This is a genomic window from Altererythrobacter sp. TH136 (assembly GCF_007065885.1).
Taxonomy (GTDB): Bacteria; Pseudomonadota; Alphaproteobacteria; order Sphingomonadales; family Sphingomonadaceae; genus Tsuneonella.
This window is the reverse complement of the sequence record NZ_CP041409.1, coordinates 476,995-493,764: the sequence shown is the minus strand read 5'-3', so window position 1 is coordinate 493,764 and position 16,770 is coordinate 476,995. Positions and strand designations below refer to the sequence as shown.

Below are 16,770 nucleotides of genomic sequence, written 5' to 3'. Positions count from 1 at the left end.
ATCCAGCCCTCTAGTCGGCGCGGGTCAGACGGACTGCACGGCTGCCGGAAAGCTCAGGGAAAGTCGGCCACATGCCCTGGGCCAGCGCCTTGCGGCTGTCGCTCGCGCCGCCGGCTTGCCGCTCGTACATCCAGTAATTGCGCATCACGATGCCGACGTAGCCGCGGGTCTCCCAATACGGGATGCTTTCCATGTAGAGCAGCGGATCGCCCTGGTCGCGCACTTCGCTGTTCCATCGGGTGATCGGCGATAGACCCGCGTTGTAGGCGGCCATTATCTTGGGCAGCAGCCCGCCGGTCGCGGCGCTGTCACGCAGCATTTCCAGGTTTTCCTGCCCGAATGCGAGATTGGTCGCCGGGTCCGACAGGTTGACGTAGCTCGCGCTCATGTTCAGCCGCGGTGCGTGCTGGCGCACCGTGATCGGCGTGATCTGCATCAGGCCTTTCGCCTCAGCCGGGCTGACGGCGTTCACCTGGAACCGCGATTCCTGCAGCGTGTGGGCAAAGGCGAGCGCCGGATCGACCTTCCATCCGGTCGCCGGCTGCCAGCGCGGGGCGGGGTAGCGCAGGGCGGTTTCAGCCCGGGCACCCCGCGGGGCATTCGCCGCCATCCACAGTTGGGTCGATGGCAGGCCCAGCTCCCGCGCAAGCCGGCTGAGCGCATCGTATTGGCTGGCGGGACCGATCTTCGCCTCGTAGCGCAGCACCTGGTCGGCCAGGCTGTCGCGGCCGATCTCGGCCAATGCCACGGCGGTGCGCACGTTGGGCTCGTCGCGCAGCCGCTGCCAGTCCGCGAGATCGAAGTCGGCCGTCCGCTTGCCGCCGGGCAGGTCCTGGCCCAACTGCTCGCGGGCGAGCATACCGTAGAGCGTTTCATCGAGCCGCGCTGCTCCGCGCAGTTGCTCAGCGGCGCGCTCGGGTTCGCGGCAGCGCACCAGGGCGCGGCTGGACCAGTAATATGCGGCTGCGGTCAGTTCGAGGTTCTGCGCGGAGCCCGCCGCGCGGCGGAACGCATCCGCCGCGCCGGCACAATCGCCCAGCCGCCACGCGGCAAGGCCCGCCGCCCAGTCGCCTTCGCCGACCCACGCGCCACTCCCGCCATCACGGACGGTATTGGCCATCGCCAGCGCGGAGGCGTCGTCATTCTCGATGTAATAGCTCCACGCGACGCGCTGGCGCCATTCGGCGCGCGCCGCACTCGACAGGCCGGCGTCGACGCCGTCGAGCAGGATCCGCGCGCCGCCGGGATCGTCCGCCTTGATCCGCTCGAGGATCGCCGCCGATACTTCGGCTGGCATCGTCCCGTCATTGACCGCACGGGGCAGCGTCCGATTGGGCGCGTAGGGCTGCGCGACCAGCTGCTGCGGTACGGGAAGGCTGGGTACGGTCGCCAGTCCGCGCTTCAGACCCAGGCTGGCGATCTGCTGCGCCTGCGGCAGCGCCGTTCCCTTGTCGAGCCAGGCCTGGATGGCAGGCAGTTCAACCTTTGGGCTCTTGGCGTGGAGGAAATATTCGGCGCGGGCGACCTGATGCAGCGGGCCGTCCGCTTTCTCGGCGAACATCGCATCGACTCGGGTCCAGTCATTGAGGTCAATCGCGGCGAACAGCGACTTGTACCACTCGCTCTCGGCCTTGCTCAGCAACTTCGGAACGTTGGTGGAGTTGGCGCGGGCGCGGAAATATTCGGCGGCGCTCGAATTGGCGAGAGCTGGGGACGACACCGCGCAGGCGATTACGCCCGCCGCAGCCAGAGCTATCCGTGTGGTTCGTCCCATGTTTGCCCGTCCGTCCAATCCAGCCAGCGCTGCCATAACCTCGCCCGGAGTGCCGGTTTGGCCAGCAGCCGGTCGAGCCCCGCTTCGTGCAGCGCCGGTACCCTGCCGCCTTCATGGTTAAACGATTGTAAATTTGGTGAGCCTTGCGCTGGATTGTGCCCGCAAAGCGGCAGGATGCTCTGACCGAGCACGAGCAGCCGCTTCGGACGCGCCAGCATCACGTGATAAGCAAGAACCGCGCCCATTCCATCCGCCGTGATCTGGCGCCAGTCTGCCATCGGCGTGTGCCGGGGCAACACGCTTGCGAAATAGACGCGCTCATCGGGCAGGCCCGCTGCGGCCAGGAAGCCTGACAGGAGCTGGCCTTCCCGGCCGGTCAGGATGGTTTCGCGATCATGCTCCTCGGGCATCGCCACCAGCACCATGAGCTCCGCGCCCGCGTCGCCGCGGGGTGCGATGCGCGGGGCAAGTCCGCCTTCATCAAGCGAGGGTTCTTCAAGCCACCAGTTACGAAAGGATTCCAGGTCGCCTGGCCACCGCGCCCGATCGCCGCCAATCGCGGGCGCTGGCTGCGGCGTGGGTAGCGGTGCGGCGGCAGCGGTCTGGCTCGGCTCCGCAGGGGGAGAGGCTCCCTTTAGCTCACCCAGCCATTTGCGCGGCGTATCACCGAAGGTGGCATCGACGCCGGCTTCCCGCCACCAGTCCAGCGCGGCGGCAATGTCTCTTGCGAGCACGGAAGAGGTCGGGGTGGGCATGATCAGGAGCGGCTAGGTCTTGACCTGCCCCGCCGCTGCAATCAAGCGGTTAGCAACGCAAGAACTGGAGCCTTTCAGGCATGATTGAACGTGAATCGATGCCGTGTGACGTGGTGATCGTCGGCGGTGGCCCCGCCGGCCTGTCCGCCGCGATCCGCCTCAAGCAGATCAATTCCGAACTCGAAGTGATTGTGCTGGAAAAAGGCAGCGAAATCGGCGCGCACATCCTGTCGGGCGCGGTGGTCGATCCGCGCGGGCTCGACGAGCTGTTGCCAGACTGGCGGGATCAGGGTTGCCCGATGGCCGAAGTGCCCGTGACCGATAATTGGCACTGGGTTCTGTCGAAAGGCAAGAAGACCAACCTTCCGCACCTGATCATGCCGCCCTTCATGTCGAACGATGGCAATTACACCGGATCGCTGGGCAACCTGTGCCGCTGGCTGGCCGAACAGGCCGAAGCGCTGGGCGTCATGGTATTCCCCGGCTTCCCCGCGGCAGAGGTGATCATCGGCGAAGACGGCGCTGTCGCCGGCGTCATTACCCAGGACATGGGCGTGGCGGCGGACGGCGAGCACAAGGGCGATTTTCAGCCGGGCATGGAAATCCACGCCAAATATACTCTGTTCGCAGAAGGCGCGCGCGGTCACCTTACCAAGCGGATGAAGTCGAAATACGACCTGGAGGCGAACTGCCAGCCGCAGGTCTACGGCCTCGGCATCAAGGAAGTGTGGGATATCGATCCCGAAAAGCACGTGCCCGGACGGGTGATCCACACGCAGGGCTGGCCGCTCAACGAAAGCGAGAGCTGGGGTGGCGGGTTCATCTACCATCAGGCGAACAATCAGATCGCGATCGGCTTTGTCACCGCGCTCGACTATCGCAATCCCTACGTCAGCCCGTTTCAGGAATTCCAGCGCTGGAAACATCACCCGGCGGTTCGCGAGTATCTCGAAGGCGGCAAGCGGGTGGCGTACGGCGCGCGCGCCATCAACGAAGGCGGCTGGCAATCAGTCCCCAAGCTGGCATTCCCGGGCGGCGCGCTGATCGGGTGCTCCGCCGGCTTCGTGAACGTGCCTCGGATCAAGGGCACGCACACCGCGATCAAGAGCGGCATGCTGGCTGCGGAAGCGGCTGCTTCCGCGATCGGCCGAGGTGACGAGCGGACCGAGCTGATGGATTACGACGCAGCGCTCCGCGACAGCTGGATCGCGCATGAACTGAAACTGGTGCAGAACGCGCAGCCGGCGGTCGCCAAGTTTGGCGGGGACATGGGCACGATCGTCGCAGGCCTCGACATGTGGTTGCGCTATCTCAAGATGCCGATCATTCCCGCGTTCAAGCACCACCGCGACAGCGAGATGACCGAGCGGGCCGACCTGTACCAGCCGATCGCCTATCCCAAGCCCGACGGAGTGATCAGCTTCGACCGGCTGACCAGCGTCGCTTTCAGCTATACCAACCATGCCGAAAACCAGCCGGTCCACCTGGTGGTCAAGGACATGGAGTTGCAGAAGCGCAGCGAACTGGGTGTCTTTGCCGGCCCATCGCAGCGTTATTGTCCAGCCGGCGTGTACGAATGGCTCGTGGACGATGCGACCGGTGAGCCGCGGTTCCAGATCAATTCGCAGAATTGCGTCCACTGCAAGACGTGCGACATCAAGGATCCGAACCAGAACATCACGTGGGTTGCACCCGAAGGCGGGGGCGGACCCAATTATCCGAACATGTGAGGCGCTAGTCGGGCATCAGCTTGTTGGCCTTGCTGACGATGAAGGCGGTCGACCAGCCGATCAGCAGGAAGCCGATCAGCGCCTCGAACGCGCCGATCAGCCGCCAGTCGGGCGGGAAGTATTCGGCGGTCCGGCCAAGCGTCGTGTACGTGGATGCAGAGTAGAACAGCGCCTCCTTGACCGTCTCGACCCCGCCGACCCACAAGTAGAATGCACCAAACAGGCCGATCTCCAGCGAGTGCAGCAGCAAGAGCATGAACCCCATCGCCGACATCTTGATGATGCTGTGAATGCCGAAATTGAGCTCGTCGAGGCGCTCTTCCCGCAAATTGAGCAGGTGCGATATCGCAGTGATGCCGAACGCATGAACCACGGTCATGGCCACCATCAAGCCGCCTGCGGCGCTCAACTGTTTGCCAAGCGCGATCGTGTCGGACGTCTGTTCCATCATACCCATGCAAATGGTGGTCGGGACCGATGCGTTCCTGTTCCGGATGGAAGGGGCTGAATGCGCGAGATTGCATACGCCAAGATCAACCTGGCGCTGCACGTCCGTCGCCGGCGCGACGATGGCTATCACGAGCTCGAGACATTGTTCGCGTTCGTCGATGCGGGCGATGTGCTGGTCGCCCGGCCATCAGACCGGGACAAGCTGACGGTAAGCGGTGAGTTCGCCGAGCAACTGACTGATCCGTTTGGCAATCTTGTGACCGCTGCTCTGGGCAAGTTGCCGCGGGCGAGCGGGCTTTCGCTTGCGCTGGAAAAGAACCTTCCGGTGGCGGCCGGTCTTGGCGGCGGATCGGCGGATGCCGGCGCGGTATTCCGGATCGTGGACGCGCTCCATGACTTGCCGGCCGACTGGCTGCGGCGGGCGGCGGCCTTGGGGGCGGACGTTCCGGCGTGCGTCGAAAGCCGGATGTGCCTGGGTCATGGCTCCGGCGTCGATTTAACTCCTATAATCAATGATCTGGAGGATGCACCTGTTATCCTCGTGAACCCCCGGGCGCCGCTGGCGACCGGCGCGGTGTTCGCCGGCTGGAGCGGCGAGGATCGCGGTCCGCTCCCGGTCGGACCGGCGTCCATCGTCACCCAGCAAGGGCGCAATGATCTTGAGGACTCCGCCGTTGCCCTGGTTCCGGAAATCGCAGATGTCCTCAGCGCCCTCCGCCGAACCGGCGCGTCGGTCGCGCGGATGTCGGGTTCGGGCGCGACCTGTTTTGCCCTCTACTCCGACCCGGCCGCGCAGGCCGCAGCGGCGGCCCAGCTGGCCGGCGAGCATCCAGGCTGGTGGATCATGGAAGGTAAGCTGCGACCATGACATCATGGCAACCCTGGCGGCGCATCGGACCTCAACACGCCCCGGAAGGGATCGTGCTGGTAGCGGATCACGCGTCCAAATTCGTGCCGGCCGGGATCGACCTCGGTATCGCGCCTGAATTGCTCGACCAGCACATCGCCGTCGACATCGGGGTGGAGCCGGTCGCCGAACTGATGGCGCAGGACAGCGGGATCCCCGCTCACCTGGCAACCGTCAGCCGGCTGGTATGCGATCTTCACCGGGAAGAAGACCACCCCGCCGTGGTTCCAGCGATCAGCGACGGGCATGCGATACCTGGGAACGCGGGGGCAGATATAGAGGCGAGGTTGAACCTTTTCCACCGGCCATATCATGGTGCTTTAGCTGCATGGCTGGACGAGGTTGAACCCTCGCTGATCATCTCGCTGCACAGCTTCACGCCTTCGCTCCGCAGCGCACCAGGGGCGCGGCCATGGGAGGTCGCGCTGCTCCATAACGAGGATGATCGCGCCGCTCGGCTTGCGATGAACCTCTTTCGAGCGGCTGGCTTCACGGTCGGCGACAACGAACCGTACTCCGGCCGCCAACTCAACGCGACGATGAACCGCCATGCCGAGGCGCATGGTCGATCGTATCTCGCGATCGAGGTGCGGCAGGATCAGATCGCTGAGCCCGCGGGGCAAGCGCTCTGGGCGCACCTGATCAGCGATGTCGCGGCGCGGGTGGCGCTGCTGCTTGAGGCGCCTTAAGGAAATGCCGTTGGGACGGAGCAGCATCCTGGCCTAGCCTTTCTCGACAGCCAAGGACCCTGCACATGCCCGAACTCCGTTCCCGCACCTCCACTCATGGCCGCAACATGGCGGGCGCCCGGGGTCTCTGGCGCGCGACGGGCATGAAGGACGGCGATTTCGGCAAGCCGATCGTGGCGGTGGTCAACTCGTTCACCCAGTTCGTGCCCGGGCACGTCCACCTTAAGGACCTGGGCCAACTGGTCGCCCGGCAGATCGAGGCGGCGGGAGGGGTTGCGAAAGAATTCAACACTATAGCGGTCGATGATGGCATAGCGATGGGCCATGATGGGATGCTGTATTCGCTGCCGTCACGCGAACTGATTGCCGACAGCGTCGAATTCATGGTCAATGCCCATTGCGCCGACGCGATGGTGTGCATCTCCAATTGCGACAAGATAACGCCGGGCATGTTGATGGCTGCGCTGCGGATCAACGTGCCCGCCGTTTTCGTCAGCGGCGGGCCGATGGAAGCCGGCAAGGTGGTGGTGAAGGGCAAGGAGATCGCTCTCGACCTCGTCGACGCGATGGTCGCCGCGGGCGACGAGAGCTTTTCTGACGAAGAAGTCTCGGATATCGAGAGGGCGGCCTGCCCGACCTGCGGATCGTGCAGCGGGATGTTCACTGCCAATTCGATGAACTGCCTGACCGAAGCGCTCGGCCTGTCGTTGCCCGGCAACGGCTCCGTACTGGCCACGCATGCCGACCGGCAGGGGCTGTTCGAACGGGCAGGGCGCCTCGTCGTGGAGTTGTGCCGCCGTTATTACGGGGATGGGGATGCCAGCGTACTGCCACGCTCGATCGCCAGCTTCGAAGCTTTTGAAAACGCCATGAGCCTCGACATTGCGATGGGCGGTTCGACCAACACGGTGCTCCATCTGCTGGCAGCCGCGCACGAGGCCGGGGTCGATTTCACCATGCACGACATCGACCGTCTGAGCCGGCAAGTGCCCTGCCTGTGCAAGGTCGCGCCGGCCAAATCGGACGTGCACATGGAAGATGTCCACCGGGCCGGGGGCATCATGGCTATCCTCGGTGAGCTTGACCGCGGCGGCCTGTTGCATACCGCGCTACCGACCGTGCACTCTCCAACGCTGGGTGATGCGCTTGCCGACTGGGATGTGCGGCTGACCAACAACCCCGCGGTGCAGGATTTCTATCGCGCTGCGCCCGGCGGCGTCCCCACGCAGACTGCGTTCAGCCAGGACAAGCGTTGGGACGCGCTCGACACGGATCGTGCAGGCGGGGTGATCCGCTCACGCGAACACGCCTTCAGTCAGGACGGAGGCCTTGCCGTCCTGCATGGCAATCTTGCGCAGGATGGCTGCATCGTGAAGACCGCGGGGGTGGATGAAAGCATCCTCTCGTTCGGCGGCCCGGCGAAGGTGTTCGAAAGCCAGGACGCCGCGGTGGCGGCCATTTTGACCGATCAGGTCGTGTCCGGAGATGTGGTGGTGATCCGCTACGAGGGGCCTCGCGGCGGACCGGGGATGCAGGAGATGCTGTACCCCACCAGCTACCTGAAATCGAAAGGCCTCGGCGCCGAGTGCGCGCTGATCACTGACGGCCGCTTTTCCGGCGGCACGAGCGGCCTGTCGATCGGGCACGTAAGCCCGGAGGCAGCGGAGGGAGGGACGATCGGTCTGGTCCGCGACGGCGACTGGATAGAAATCGACATCCCTGCTCGGACCATCCAGTTGGTTGTGTCCCAGGATGTGCTGTCTCACCGTGCGGCGGAGCAGACGGAGCGCGGTTGGCATCCGGCGAAGCCGCGCCAACGGGCGATCTCCACCGCACTGCAGGCGTATGCCGCGATGACCACCAGCGCCGCGCGTGGGGCGGTGCGGGACCTCAGCCGGCTAAGGCGCGGGTGATGCGATCGTGTCTTGTCGCGGCGGTGCTGGGCCTGGCTGCGTGCTCACAAGGAGAAGCGCAGCCGCAGGCCAGCCCGGGCGCTCGCCAGATCGAGTGCGCGCAAGGATCAGGAAGTGCCTTTGCAGCTGATTGCCTGGTCGAGCGGTTTGCAGGCGAAGAAGGTTCGGAATTCGTGGTGCGGCATCCGGATGGCGCCTTCCGGCGATTCCGTATCGCGCAGGACCGCACCAGCATGGTGGCGATCGATGGCGCGGACGATGCAGTCAGTACGCTTGTCGGCGATCCCCCGGTGATGGAGGTGGCCGTCGGCCCGGACCGCTACCGTTTCCCGGCGGACATCGATGCGCAACCCTGACCAGGTCCTCACCGCCGATCAGATGCGCGGCGCTGAGCAGGCGCTGATGGCGCAAGGAGTATCGATCGACGAACTGATGCTGCGCGCCGGGCGTGGGGCGGCGGATTGGGTCCACCGGGCGGCGCGGGGGCGTTCCGTGACGGTGCTATGCGGCCCGGGCAACAATGGCGGTGACGGATATGTCGTTGCCGAGCACCTGCGCCATCTAGGGTCTGACGTGCGAGTCATCGCTCCGGTGGATCCGGCGACAGACGCTGCCCGCCGCGCAAAAGCGCGCTGGCAAGGGAACCAGGTGGAAGGCGCCCGGGGCGGCGTGTTGGTCGATTGCCTGTTCGGGTCCGGTTTGTCCCGACCACTCGCTAGCGAACACAGCGACCTTCTTGCCAAGCTTGCCGACGCTCACGAGTTCGTGATCGCGGTGGACCTGCCGAGCGGCGTTTCGTCGGATGACGGAGCGATCCTGGGAACAGCGGTGCGCTGCGATCTTACCTTGGCGCTGGGCGCGTGGAAGCCGGCGCATTTCATGACGCCGGCCAGCGACTGCATGGGGGAAGTACGCCTGGTTGATATCGGCATAGAGCTAGCCAGCACGGGTGCGCACCTGTTCACGGCGCCGCGCTTCAGTGCTCCCGCACGCGGCGCTCACAAGTATTCGCGCGGCATGGTCGGCGTGGTGGGGGGCGTGATGCCGGGAGCAGCGCTACTCGCCGCCGAGGCGGCGATGCGCAGCGGCGCGGGTTACGTCAAACACCTCGCACAGCCACTCCCTGCCACGCACGCGCGCGCGTTGGTGAATGACTGTCGCCCGATTGGTCTAGCGCTTGCCGATCCCCGCTTTTCGGCATTGGTCATAGGACCCGGGCTGGGCCGGGACGAAGCTGCTCGGCAGAACCTTGGCATGGTGCTGGAAAGGGGGATACCGACGGTCATCGATGCAGATGCGTTGCATGTGCTCGACGATGACCTCCTCGAAGGAGTTGCCGCCGCTCGGCTACTGCTAACCCCGCATGAAGGCGAGCTTGCCGCGCTGTGCCGGCGATTTGCAATCGCCGCTTCAGGCAAGATCGACCGTGCCAAGACGCTTGCCCAGACTATCGGTGCGACTGTGCTGGCGAAGGGTCCGGACACCCTGTTGGCGGGAGCAGGTGGCGAACTGGCTTTCTTCGCTCCGGGACCGAGTTGGCTTGCCACGGCCGGCACCGGCGATGTGCTCGCCGGTATCGCGGCCGGCCGGATGGCCGCGGGACGTGACCCCTTCCGAGCGGCAGGCGAGGCGGTCTGGCTGCACGGGGAGGCGGCTCGCATCGCCGGTACGGCGCTGATTGCCGATGATCTGATCCGCAATCTTTCACCCGCTTACGACCGGTTCTTGCGCACGTGACAGAGGAGATCGTCCGGGTCGCCGCGAAGGGGGACGGCGTGACCCCAAGCGGGCGCCACGTGGCGTTCGCCGCGCCAGGAGATGTGATTGCAGACGACGGCAGCCTGTTGCCTGGACCTCACCGCGCCGCGCCTCCCTGCCGTCATTTCGGAAAGTGTGGCGGCTGCCAGCTTCAGCATCTCGACGAAGGCGCTTTGGCAACCTTCGTACGTGATCGGGTCGTGCTAGCCGCCGAGGGTCAGGGAATACTGCCCGTGATGGTCGCGCCAACCCATCTGTCACCGTCGCGCTCACGCCGTCGGGCTTCGCTGCATGCGTCAGCGCAGGGCGGACGCGTCGTAGTCGGTTTTCGAGAACTCGCCTCTCACAAGATCGTCGACATGCGCGAATGTCACGTCCTCCGGCCTGAACTGTTCTCGTTGGTCGCGCCGCTCCGCCAAATGCTCGCCAGTCAGCGAGGGAGATGGGCGGTGGATGTGGACTTGACGCTGAGCGACCAAGGGGTCGACTGCAACTTGCGTCATTTTGCAATGGAAGGTCTCGCCGCGACAGAGGCCGCGCTGCACTTTGCGCAGACCAATCGATTGGCTCGGCTGACGGCGGACCTGGGATTCGGGGCGGAAGCGCTGTGGGAGCCGGAACCCGTTACCGTCACGTTGGGCGGGATGCGCATCCCCCTGCCCAGCAGCGCGTTCCTGCAAGCGACCGCGGACGGAGAGGCAGCACTGGTTGCCGCAGCGCGCGAATGGCTGGCCGACAGCACCTACTCCGCCGATCTGTTCGCGGGGCTTGGCACGTTCGCATTCGCGTTGCCTGGTCGGGTCGCGGCGTTTGAAGGGGCCCGCGATGTCTACCTCGCATGCCGCACGGCCGCGGGCCGAACCGCGTCTCGGGTGGAAGCGCACCATCGGGATCTGTTCCGCAACCCACTCCAGCAAGATGAACTGTCGCGCTTCGATGGAGTACTGATCGATCCGCCGCGGGCAGGTGCGCGGGAGCAAGTGGCTCACATCGCCAGCAGCGCGGTCTCAAGGGTCGTTTATATCAGCTGTAACCCGGCAAGCTGGGCGAAGGACGCACGAACACTGATCGATGCCGGCTTCAGTCTTGCCGAGTTGCGCCCTGTCGGCCAGTTCCGCTGGTCCACGCACGTAGAGCTTGCCAGCCTTTTCGTGCGCTAGCCGCGCAAGATCTCGAGCAGGTTCCGCTCCAGGAACTCCCGCGCGTGAGGTTCACTCCAGGCATGACCAGCGCCGTCGCAGCGCACCACCCGCGTATCGTCGGCATCCCAGTTGCTCGTGAAAATCTGAGCCGTGCGATCCGATCCTGCAACCAGTATGCGAACGGGGCCATCGAATGCCGCCAAACCGGCGGCCATCTCGCTTGCGAGTGTTGTGGGGGCAGACGTACGCCGACCGGCTCGCACCAAACCTTTCGCAAGCTTGCCGAGATCCACTCCGCCGCTTAGCAAGCGGGCGAGTTCTCGAGGGTTCTTTAGCTTTTCAGCATAGCGTGCACGCACCGCTTCGGGCGGCGGCAGGGCGCGGTCATCTTCGACGGTCCAGGGGTTTGATAGCACGAGTGCATCGCAATCCAGCCCGCTCGCCAGCATCAGGGCGCTTGCTGCGTCGCAGTTGCCATAGCCGACCACCCGTTCGATTTGGGGTGCGATGACGCGGAAGGCAGCGAGCGCAGACTGGATATCGCGGTTGCTCTTGCGAAAGCCCTTGTTCTCACCGCCACTGTCGCCGACCCCCCGCCGGTCGAAACGGAACACGGGGTAGCCTGCGGCGGAAATGCGTGCTGCAAGTGCCGCCTGGCCTGAAAAGACGCCCGAACGTACTTCGTTGCCCCCGCTGACGAGCAGCAGCCCGCTGACGCCGGCAGCCGTGTCCAGTGAGCCCGCCAAGGTGGTGTCGGCGCATTCGAAGGTCAGGTGAAGCCGTGTCATGTACCGGCGATGCCTATCGCGATCATGGCTGCCAAAGCATCCGCCTGTCCCGGGTCTTCACCGGGTTCGGCCCGCCGCCAGAAGCCAGTTCCGCCTGCCAGATCCTGATCGATGGGCACAAGTTCGGCTGATGGGGTGGCCGCTTCGAGGCTGCGGAACATTTGTGCACCGATGGTCCAACCTGCAAGTTCGATCCCGTCGATCCGGGCCCCGTTCTGAAGGTCCTCTACCCGCTCGGCTTTGCCAGCTTCGCGCGCGGCGATCGCGCGGGCGCGCAGCATCGTACGTAGCACTTTGGCGCCGGTAACCGGTCCGAATACCCAGCCGGGCAGCCCTTCGGGAGCGATCAACCCGCCCGCGCGAACCGCGAATACGTGTGTCGCGGCAAACTCCCGGGCAGCGGCGGTGGCTGAGTGACGCCAGCTTGCCAACGTCTGTTGGGGTAGCGGTGCCTCGCTCTCGTTGCAGCCCGCGAGATCAGGAAGGAAGCAGTCGATACCTGACAGATCGAGGCGGCGCATGATTTCGACGGTTTGGCGCCGCAGCTTGTTTGCCTCATCGAACCAGGCCGGCAGGACGAGCAGACGATGCTGGCGCCCCTTGTCGAACACGAGCGCCAGTTCGTCGTGCGTCCCTCCGTTGATTGAGGGGCACGGCCAGTCGATGTATCCGAAAGGGTTCACGCCGAGGCGGCTTTGACCTCGGCAAAGGCAAGCAGGCCGCCATAGGTTTCGAGCATTTCGCCGTCGACGTCCTCGTCATCGATAACGATGTCGAGTTGGTCCTCCATTTCGGTCAGCAGCCCGGCGACAGCCATGGAATCGAGCTCGGGCAGGTGCCCGAATAGCCCCGTGTCGTTGTCGAACGTCGCGACGCGATCCGGGTCGAGGCCCAGCGCGTCGACCAGAATCGAGCGCAGCCGGGCGTCGATCTCGGTGCGACTCGCGCCCAGGTGATGCTGATCAACCGTCATACGGTTCCCCATCCGAAATGCGCGCGGCACCTAGCCTTCGCTCGAGAAGCGCGCAAGCGCCCGCTTCGCCAGGGCAGGCCAGGCGCGGGGCTGTCTCGGATCCAGACAATCAATTCGATAGCGGGGCCGGTCGTGCTCCATCCAATGCCGTTTGTAGGGATCGTTGCCCGTCCCGAAGTCGACTAGGTCGACCCGGTCGGTATCAATCACCCGTTCAAAGAGCGCTGCAGTCAGGATGGTGCCAGGCGAGAGGTGTCTGGCGCTCTCGCGATGCGCGAGCTTGTGGATGTAGGCGATCTTGTTTTCGACGGTCCAGAATTGTGCCGCAACCGGCTCACCCTCGGCCCGAGCGACGCCCAGCCGGATGCGGCCCGCGGCGCCCTCGGCCTGCGCAAATTGACGTAGGAGCTCCGGGTCCCCTTCGGCAGGCTTCCAACTATCTCCGTAAATCGCCTGGTACGCTTCCCATGCGCTTCCATCGAAACGATCGAAAAGATCGACTGAGACCCTATTGGCCTTGCGCTTGTGGGTGGCGCGGATCTGTCCGGGTCGACCCGACCAGTATTCGGCAAAGCTGCGACCAGCGACCTCAAGCACGTGATTGTGGTCGCAAGGCGTGCAGCTCACCGCCCAACCTGCAGATCGAAACCCACTGGCAAGGCGGCTGGCGGCACCGTCTTCGTCGGGGACCGGCCACAGCGTCACGCCCGCGGCGCGTGTGCGCAAATCGCGTGCAACGACGGCGATCAGATGATCGTCCAGCATTCCGACGGGGCGCCAGCTGAAAGTGTACCAATTTCGCAAAGCCTCGATCCGGCCATCCGCATCTGACAACGGAAGCGCGATTGCGTTCTCGCCTTGGCGGGCAACCGCAATAAGGGGACGGTGTCCGGCAGTTTCCAGCAAGGCGAACCATTCGGCGCGATCGAACGGCCCGGCCGGCGCTGCTGCAACGTCTTGCAAGACCTTAACCGTGTGATGATAGCTGACCGCGTCCAACGCGCTTGTTCCCTTCGGAGTATTCATGCCCGTAGCGCTCGATCCCCGGCCCAGGCCGCTCGATCACCTCATTGACCGAGGCAATGCATCTGCGCCTGCGCTAATCCTGAGGTCGGAGACCCTTAGTTATCAGGATTTAAGGAACCGTGTCGCCCGGCTGGCGGGCTGGCTGCTGACGCAAGCGGGAAAGGGGGCGCGGGTCGCCAGTTGGGCAGCGAAGGGCGAGGTGACGTGCCTGCTGCCGCTTGCTTGCGCGCGGGCAGGACTGGTTCACGTGCCGATCAATCCATTGCTCAAGCGGCTCCAGGCAGCGCACATCCTGGCAGATAGCGGTTCGGACCTGCTCATCGGGACCCGCTCGCGTCTGGAAACGCTCAATCAGGGCGATCTGCCGCCCGGGTGCACGGCGGTAGCGGAACAAGATCTGTGGGATCTGGCGGGCGAAGCAACACCGCTGGGCCGGTCGGAGCACGACCCCAACGATCTGGCGGCGATCCTTTATACTAGCGGGTCGACCGGCCAGCCCAAGGGTGTAATGCTGAGCCATGCGAACATGTGGCTCGGCGCGGTCAGTGTCGCGCACTATCTCGGGCTTGAGATGGATGACATCACCCTGGCCGTCTTGCCGCTCAGCTTCGACTATGGACAAAACCAGTTGTTCTGCACGTGGTATGCAGGCGGCGCGGTGGCCCCGCTCGACTATCTGATGCCGCGCGACGTGGTGAAAGCATGCGCACGGCATGGCGTCACGACGCTGGCCGCCGTGCCGCCGTTGTGGATGCAACTCAGTGAAGTCGAATGGCCGCTTGATGCCACGCGGGCGATGCGGAGGCTCACCAACAGCGGCGGTGCATTGACGGAACCTCTTGTACGAACCCTGCGGGGCCTTTTCCCCGCCGCACGCCTGTTCCCCATGTATGGGCTGACGGAAGCGTTCCGCTCGACCTATCTTGATCCCTCGCTGGTCGACAGTCATCCCACGTCGATGGGCCGGGCCATTCCCTTCGCCGAAGTCATGGTGATCGGTGAGGACGGCGAGGAAGCCTCGAATGGCGAGGAGGGAGAACTGGTTCACGCAGGTCCGCTCGTCGCGCAAGGGTATTGGCGCGATGCCGAGCGCACGGCCCAACGGTTCCGCGCCGCGCCGCGCACATCCACCTACGGTGGGACCGCGGTCTGGTCAGGTGACCGAGTACGACGAGAGGCAGACGGCTTGTTATATTTCGTCGGGCGGAGGGACGCGATGATCAAGACCGCGGGAAACCGCGTCAGCCCCCAAGAGATCGAGGAAGCGGCCCTAGCCACGGGCCTTGTCGCTGAGGCGGTCGCGGTGGGCGTGCCGGACACGAAATTGGGGCACGCGATCGGCCTTGCGGTTCGCCCCGCTGCCGACTTCGATGAAGAGATGCTGAAAAAGGCACTGACGGCATCGCTGCCGAACTTCATGCAGCCCCGCCAGATGCGCCGTTACGATTCGATGCCGCGCAATCCGAATGGGAAGCTGGACCGGAACGCGATCCTGCTGGATTTCATTCAGTGAAGCCGCTCGGCCCCGTTCCGGCAGGCTACGACACCATAGGCGGCGAACTGGCTATCGGCGGCCGCACCGCGAGCGCGCTGATTGCAGAAGCGGGCGGTACGCCCCTTTTCGTGTATTCGCGAATGCACCTGGATCGCCGGATGATCGACCTGCGCGCGGCGATGCCCGAGCGGCTGGCGATTCACTATGCCGTCAAGGCGAACCCATGGCAGCCTGTGCTGCAGCACATGGCAGGGTTGGTCGATGGCTTCGACATCGCATCCGGCGGGGAACTCGCGCTGGTCATGGACGCAGGCATCGATCCGGCGCGAGTCAGCTTCGCCGGACCGGGGAAGCGTGACATCGAACTTGAGGCCGCCATCCGGGCGGGCGCGACCCTCAACTGTGAAAGCGAGAACGAAGTGCGGCGGGCGCTGAATATCGGCGAGCAACTCGGGATAAAGCCTCGGCTCGCAATCCGGGTCAATCCCGACTTCGAGCTGCGCGGGTCCGGGATGAAAATGGGCGGCGGAGCAAAGCCGTTCGGAGTCGACGCCGAGCGTGTTCCGGCGCTGGCGAAGGAAATCATCGCGGCGGGCGCGGATTGGCAGGGTCTGCACATTTTCGCAGGCAGCCAGGCACTTGATGCCGAAGCGATTGCCGAGGCCCAGGGCAACGTGCTGGACCTTGCCGCTCAGCTTGCTGACGACATCGGCCACGGAGCTTTGCCCAAGCTCAATATGGGCGGCGGGCTTGGCATCCCCTATTTTGCGGGTGACACGCCAGTGGACGTCAGAGTGGTCGGTGACCGCTTGGCGGAGCGCTTTGACAGGCTGCCATTATCTCTGCGCGAGACCGAACTCTGCATCGAGCTTGGCCGGTATCTGGTGGGGGAGGCGGGGGTTTACCTGTGTACCGTGGTTGATCGCAAGGACAGCCAGGGCGAAACCTACGTGATCACTGACGGTGGTCTGCATCATCAACTGGCGGCATCCGGCAATTTCGGCACCGTCGTCAGGCGCAACTATCCAGTCGCCATCGCCAGCCGTTTCGGCGCGGCAGCTGAGGAGGTGGCGACCGTGGTCGGCTGCCTGTGTACTCCGCTCGACCGGCTGGCCGACAAGGCGCTGCTTCCTCGCGCCGATGTCGGCGACGTGGTCGCCGTGTTCTGCGCGGGCGCTTATGGGGCGAGCGCTTCACCGGCGATGTTTCTTGGGCAAGGACCGGCGCGAGAAATACTCGTTTAACGCTTTTGCTAACCGTTGTCCCGGAGCGGGACTGCCCGCGTTAACGACCTTCAAGCCTAACAGTATGTTCACCAATTTCCGCGAGATGACGGCCGGATACGCGCGCCTTCGCCGTGTGCCGGGTCG

The 16,770-nt window shown here is 64.8% G+C and carries 16 protein-coding genes; 9 read left to right on the top strand and 7 right to left on the bottom strand.

The window, feature by feature from the left end; translation table 11 throughout:
- Nucleotides 1-10: 10 nt before the first annotated feature.
- Together C0V74_RS02425 and C0V74_RS02420 are read right to left on the bottom strand one after the other, a co-directional pair.
- On the bottom strand, nt 11-1,774 hold the full coding sequence (locus tag C0V74_RS02425) for a transglycosylase SLT domain-containing protein (RefSeq protein WP_210413432.1): 1,764 nt from the start codon (nt 1,772-1,774) through the stop codon (nt 11-13).
- Nucleotides 1,753-2,529: a hypothetical protein gene (locus C0V74_RS02420; RefSeq protein ID WP_168194131.1), complete on the bottom strand. Its 777-nt coding sequence runs from the start codon at nt 2,527-2,529 to the stop codon at nt 1,753-1,755. The genes C0V74_RS02425 and C0V74_RS02420 overlap by 22 nt, the downstream gene beginning before the upstream one ends.
- An 80-nt stretch (nt 2,530-2,609) precedes the next feature.
- On the opposite strand from C0V74_RS02420, the gene C0V74_RS02415 reads away from it, so the two are divergent.
- The gene (locus C0V74_RS02415; RefSeq protein WP_143250461.1) at nt 2,610-4,259 is read left to right on the top strand and encodes an electron transfer flavoprotein-ubiquinone oxidoreductase; all 1,650 of its coding nucleotides are present in this window, start codon (nt 2,610-2,612) and stop codon (nt 4,257-4,259) included.
- 4 nt (nt 4,260-4,263) lie between these two features.
- On the opposite strand, the gene C0V74_RS02410 is transcribed toward C0V74_RS02415, so the two are convergent.
- Nucleotides 4,264-4,716, bottom strand: coding sequence for an ion channel (locus C0V74_RS02410; RefSeq protein WP_131625586.1), 453 nt, complete (start codon nt 4,714-4,716; stop codon nt 4,264-4,266).
- Between the two features lie 51 nt (nt 4,717-4,767).
- Here C0V74_RS02410 and C0V74_RS02405 point away from each other — a divergent pair, with 51 nt between their 5' ends.
- The 6 genes from C0V74_RS02405 (at nt 4,768) to C0V74_RS02380 (ending at nt 11,136) form a co-directional block, all read left to right on the top strand.
- A complete protein-coding gene (locus C0V74_RS02405) occupies nt 4,768-5,577 on the top strand; it encodes a 4-(cytidine 5'-diphospho)-2-C-methyl-D-erythritol kinase (protein WP_143250460.1) in 810 nt (269 codons plus the stop codon).
- Complete coding sequence (locus tag C0V74_RS02400) at nt 5,574-6,305, top strand: N-formylglutamate amidohydrolase (protein WP_143250459.1); 732 nt, start codon at nt 5,574-5,576, stop codon at nt 6,303-6,305. Before C0V74_RS02405 ends, C0V74_RS02400 begins: the two co-directional genes overlap by 4 nt.
- A gap of 65 nt (nt 6,306-6,370) precedes the next feature.
- Nucleotides 6,371-8,218 carry a dihydroxy-acid dehydratase gene (gene ilvD, locus C0V74_RS02395; RefSeq protein WP_143250458.1) on the top strand — a complete coding sequence of 616 codons (1,848 nt, stop codon included), beginning with the start codon at nt 6,371-6,373 and terminating at the stop codon, nt 8,216-8,218.
- On the top strand, nt 8,218-8,574 hold the full coding sequence (locus C0V74_RS02390) for a hypothetical protein (protein ID WP_143250457.1): 357 nt from the start codon (nt 8,218-8,220) through the stop codon (nt 8,572-8,574). Before ilvD ends, C0V74_RS02390 begins: the two co-directional genes overlap by 1 nt.
- A complete protein-coding gene (locus C0V74_RS02385; protein WP_143250456.1) occupies nt 8,561-9,955 on the top strand; it encodes an NAD(P)H-hydrate epimerase in 1,395 nt (464 codons plus the stop codon). Before C0V74_RS02390 ends, C0V74_RS02385 begins: the two co-directional genes overlap by 14 nt.
- Nucleotides 9,956-10,335: 380 nt before the next feature.
- Complete coding sequence (locus tag C0V74_RS02380; RefSeq protein WP_349236020.1) at nt 10,336-11,136, top strand: hypothetical protein; 801 nt, start codon at nt 10,336-10,338, stop codon at nt 11,134-11,136.
- Here C0V74_RS02380 and C0V74_RS02375 read toward each other — a convergent pair.
- Genes C0V74_RS02375 through C0V74_RS02360 form a run of 4 tightly spaced genes read right to left on the bottom strand, consistent with a single transcriptional unit; the run spans nt 11,133 to nt 13,878 of the window.
- Complete coding sequence (locus tag C0V74_RS02375; protein ID WP_143250454.1) at nt 11,133-11,906, bottom strand: hydrolase 1, exosortase A system-associated; 774 nt, start codon at nt 11,904-11,906, stop codon at nt 11,133-11,135. The genes C0V74_RS02380 and C0V74_RS02375 overlap by 4 nt on opposite strands.
- On the bottom strand, nt 11,903-12,589 hold the full coding sequence (locus C0V74_RS02370; protein ID WP_246844933.1) for a hypothetical protein: 687 nt from the start codon (nt 12,587-12,589) through the stop codon (nt 11,903-11,905). Before C0V74_RS02370 ends, C0V74_RS02375 begins: the two co-directional genes overlap by 4 nt.
- Nucleotides 12,586-12,879 (bottom strand): phosphopantetheine-binding protein, encoded by a 294-nt coding sequence (locus tag C0V74_RS02365; RefSeq protein ID WP_143250453.1) that lies wholly within the window; start codon nt 12,877-12,879, stop codon nt 12,586-12,588. Before C0V74_RS02365 ends, C0V74_RS02370 begins: the two co-directional genes overlap by 4 nt.
- 30 nt (nt 12,880-12,909) lie before the next feature.
- A complete protein-coding gene (locus C0V74_RS02360) occupies nt 12,910-13,878 on the bottom strand; it encodes a GNAT family N-acetyltransferase (RefSeq protein WP_246844932.1) in 969 nt (322 codons plus the stop codon).
- Nucleotides 13,879-13,903: 25 nt separating this feature from the next.
- On the opposite strand from C0V74_RS02360, the gene C0V74_RS02355 reads away from it, so the two are divergent.
- The gene (locus tag C0V74_RS02355; protein WP_143250451.1) at nt 13,904-15,418 is read left to right on the top strand and encodes an acyl-CoA ligase (AMP-forming), exosortase A system-associated; all 1,515 of its coding nucleotides are present in this window, start codon (nt 13,904-13,906) and stop codon (nt 15,416-15,418) included.
- Entirely contained in the window at nt 15,415-16,644 is a 1,230-nt protein-coding gene (locus tag C0V74_RS02350) for a pyridoxal-dependent decarboxylase, exosortase A system-associated (RefSeq protein ID WP_143250450.1), read from the top strand. The genes C0V74_RS02355 and C0V74_RS02350 overlap by 4 nt, the downstream gene beginning before the upstream one ends.
- The last annotated feature ends 126 nt before the right edge of the window (nt 16,645-16,770 follow it).

Bases quoted from the DNA above. Each gene is read 5' to 3' on its own strand.
- C0V74_RS02375 (WP_143250454.1), bottom strand. From the start codon at position 11,906: ATGACACGGCTTCACCTGACCTTCGAATGCGCCGACACCACCTTGGCG.
- C0V74_RS02390 (WP_143250457.1), top strand. From the start codon at position 8,218: ATGCGATCGTGTCTTGTCGCGGCGGTGCTGGGCCTGGCTGCGTGCTCA.
- C0V74_RS02415 (WP_143250461.1), top strand. From the start codon at position 2,610: ATGATTGAACGTGAATCGATGCCGTGTGACGTGGTGATCGTCGGCGGT.
- C0V74_RS02420 (WP_168194131.1), bottom strand. From the start codon at position 2,529: ATGCCCACCCCGACCTCTTCCGTGCTCGCAAGAGACATTGCCGCCGCG.
- C0V74_RS02425 (WP_210413432.1), bottom strand. From the start codon at position 1,774: ATGGGACGAACCACACGGATAGCTCTGGCTGCGGCGGGCGTAATCGCC.
- C0V74_RS02355 (WP_143250451.1), top strand. From the start codon at position 13,904: ATGCCCGTAGCGCTCGATCCCCGGCCCAGGCCGCTCGATCACCTCATT.
- C0V74_RS02380 (WP_349236020.1), top strand. From the start codon at position 10,336: ATGCGCGAATGTCACGTCCTCCGGCCTGAACTGTTCTCGTTGGTCGCG.
- C0V74_RS02405 (WP_143250460.1), top strand. From the start codon at position 4,768: ATGCGCGAGATTGCATACGCCAAGATCAACCTGGCGCTGCACGTCCGT.
- C0V74_RS02400 (WP_143250459.1), top strand. From the start codon at position 5,574: ATGACATCATGGCAACCCTGGCGGCGCATCGGACCTCAACACGCCCCG.
- C0V74_RS02385 (WP_143250456.1), top strand. From the start codon at position 8,561: ATGCGCAACCCTGACCAGGTCCTCACCGCCGATCAGATGCGCGGCGCT.
- C0V74_RS02410 (WP_131625586.1), bottom strand. From the start codon at position 4,716: ATGGGTATGATGGAACAGACGTCCGACACGATCGCGCTTGGCAAACAG.
- C0V74_RS02365 (WP_143250453.1), bottom strand. From the start codon at position 12,879: ATGACGGTTGATCAGCATCACCTGGGCGCGAGTCGCACCGAGATCGAC.
- ilvD (WP_143250458.1), top strand. From the start codon at position 6,371: ATGCCCGAACTCCGTTCCCGCACCTCCACTCATGGCCGCAACATGGCG.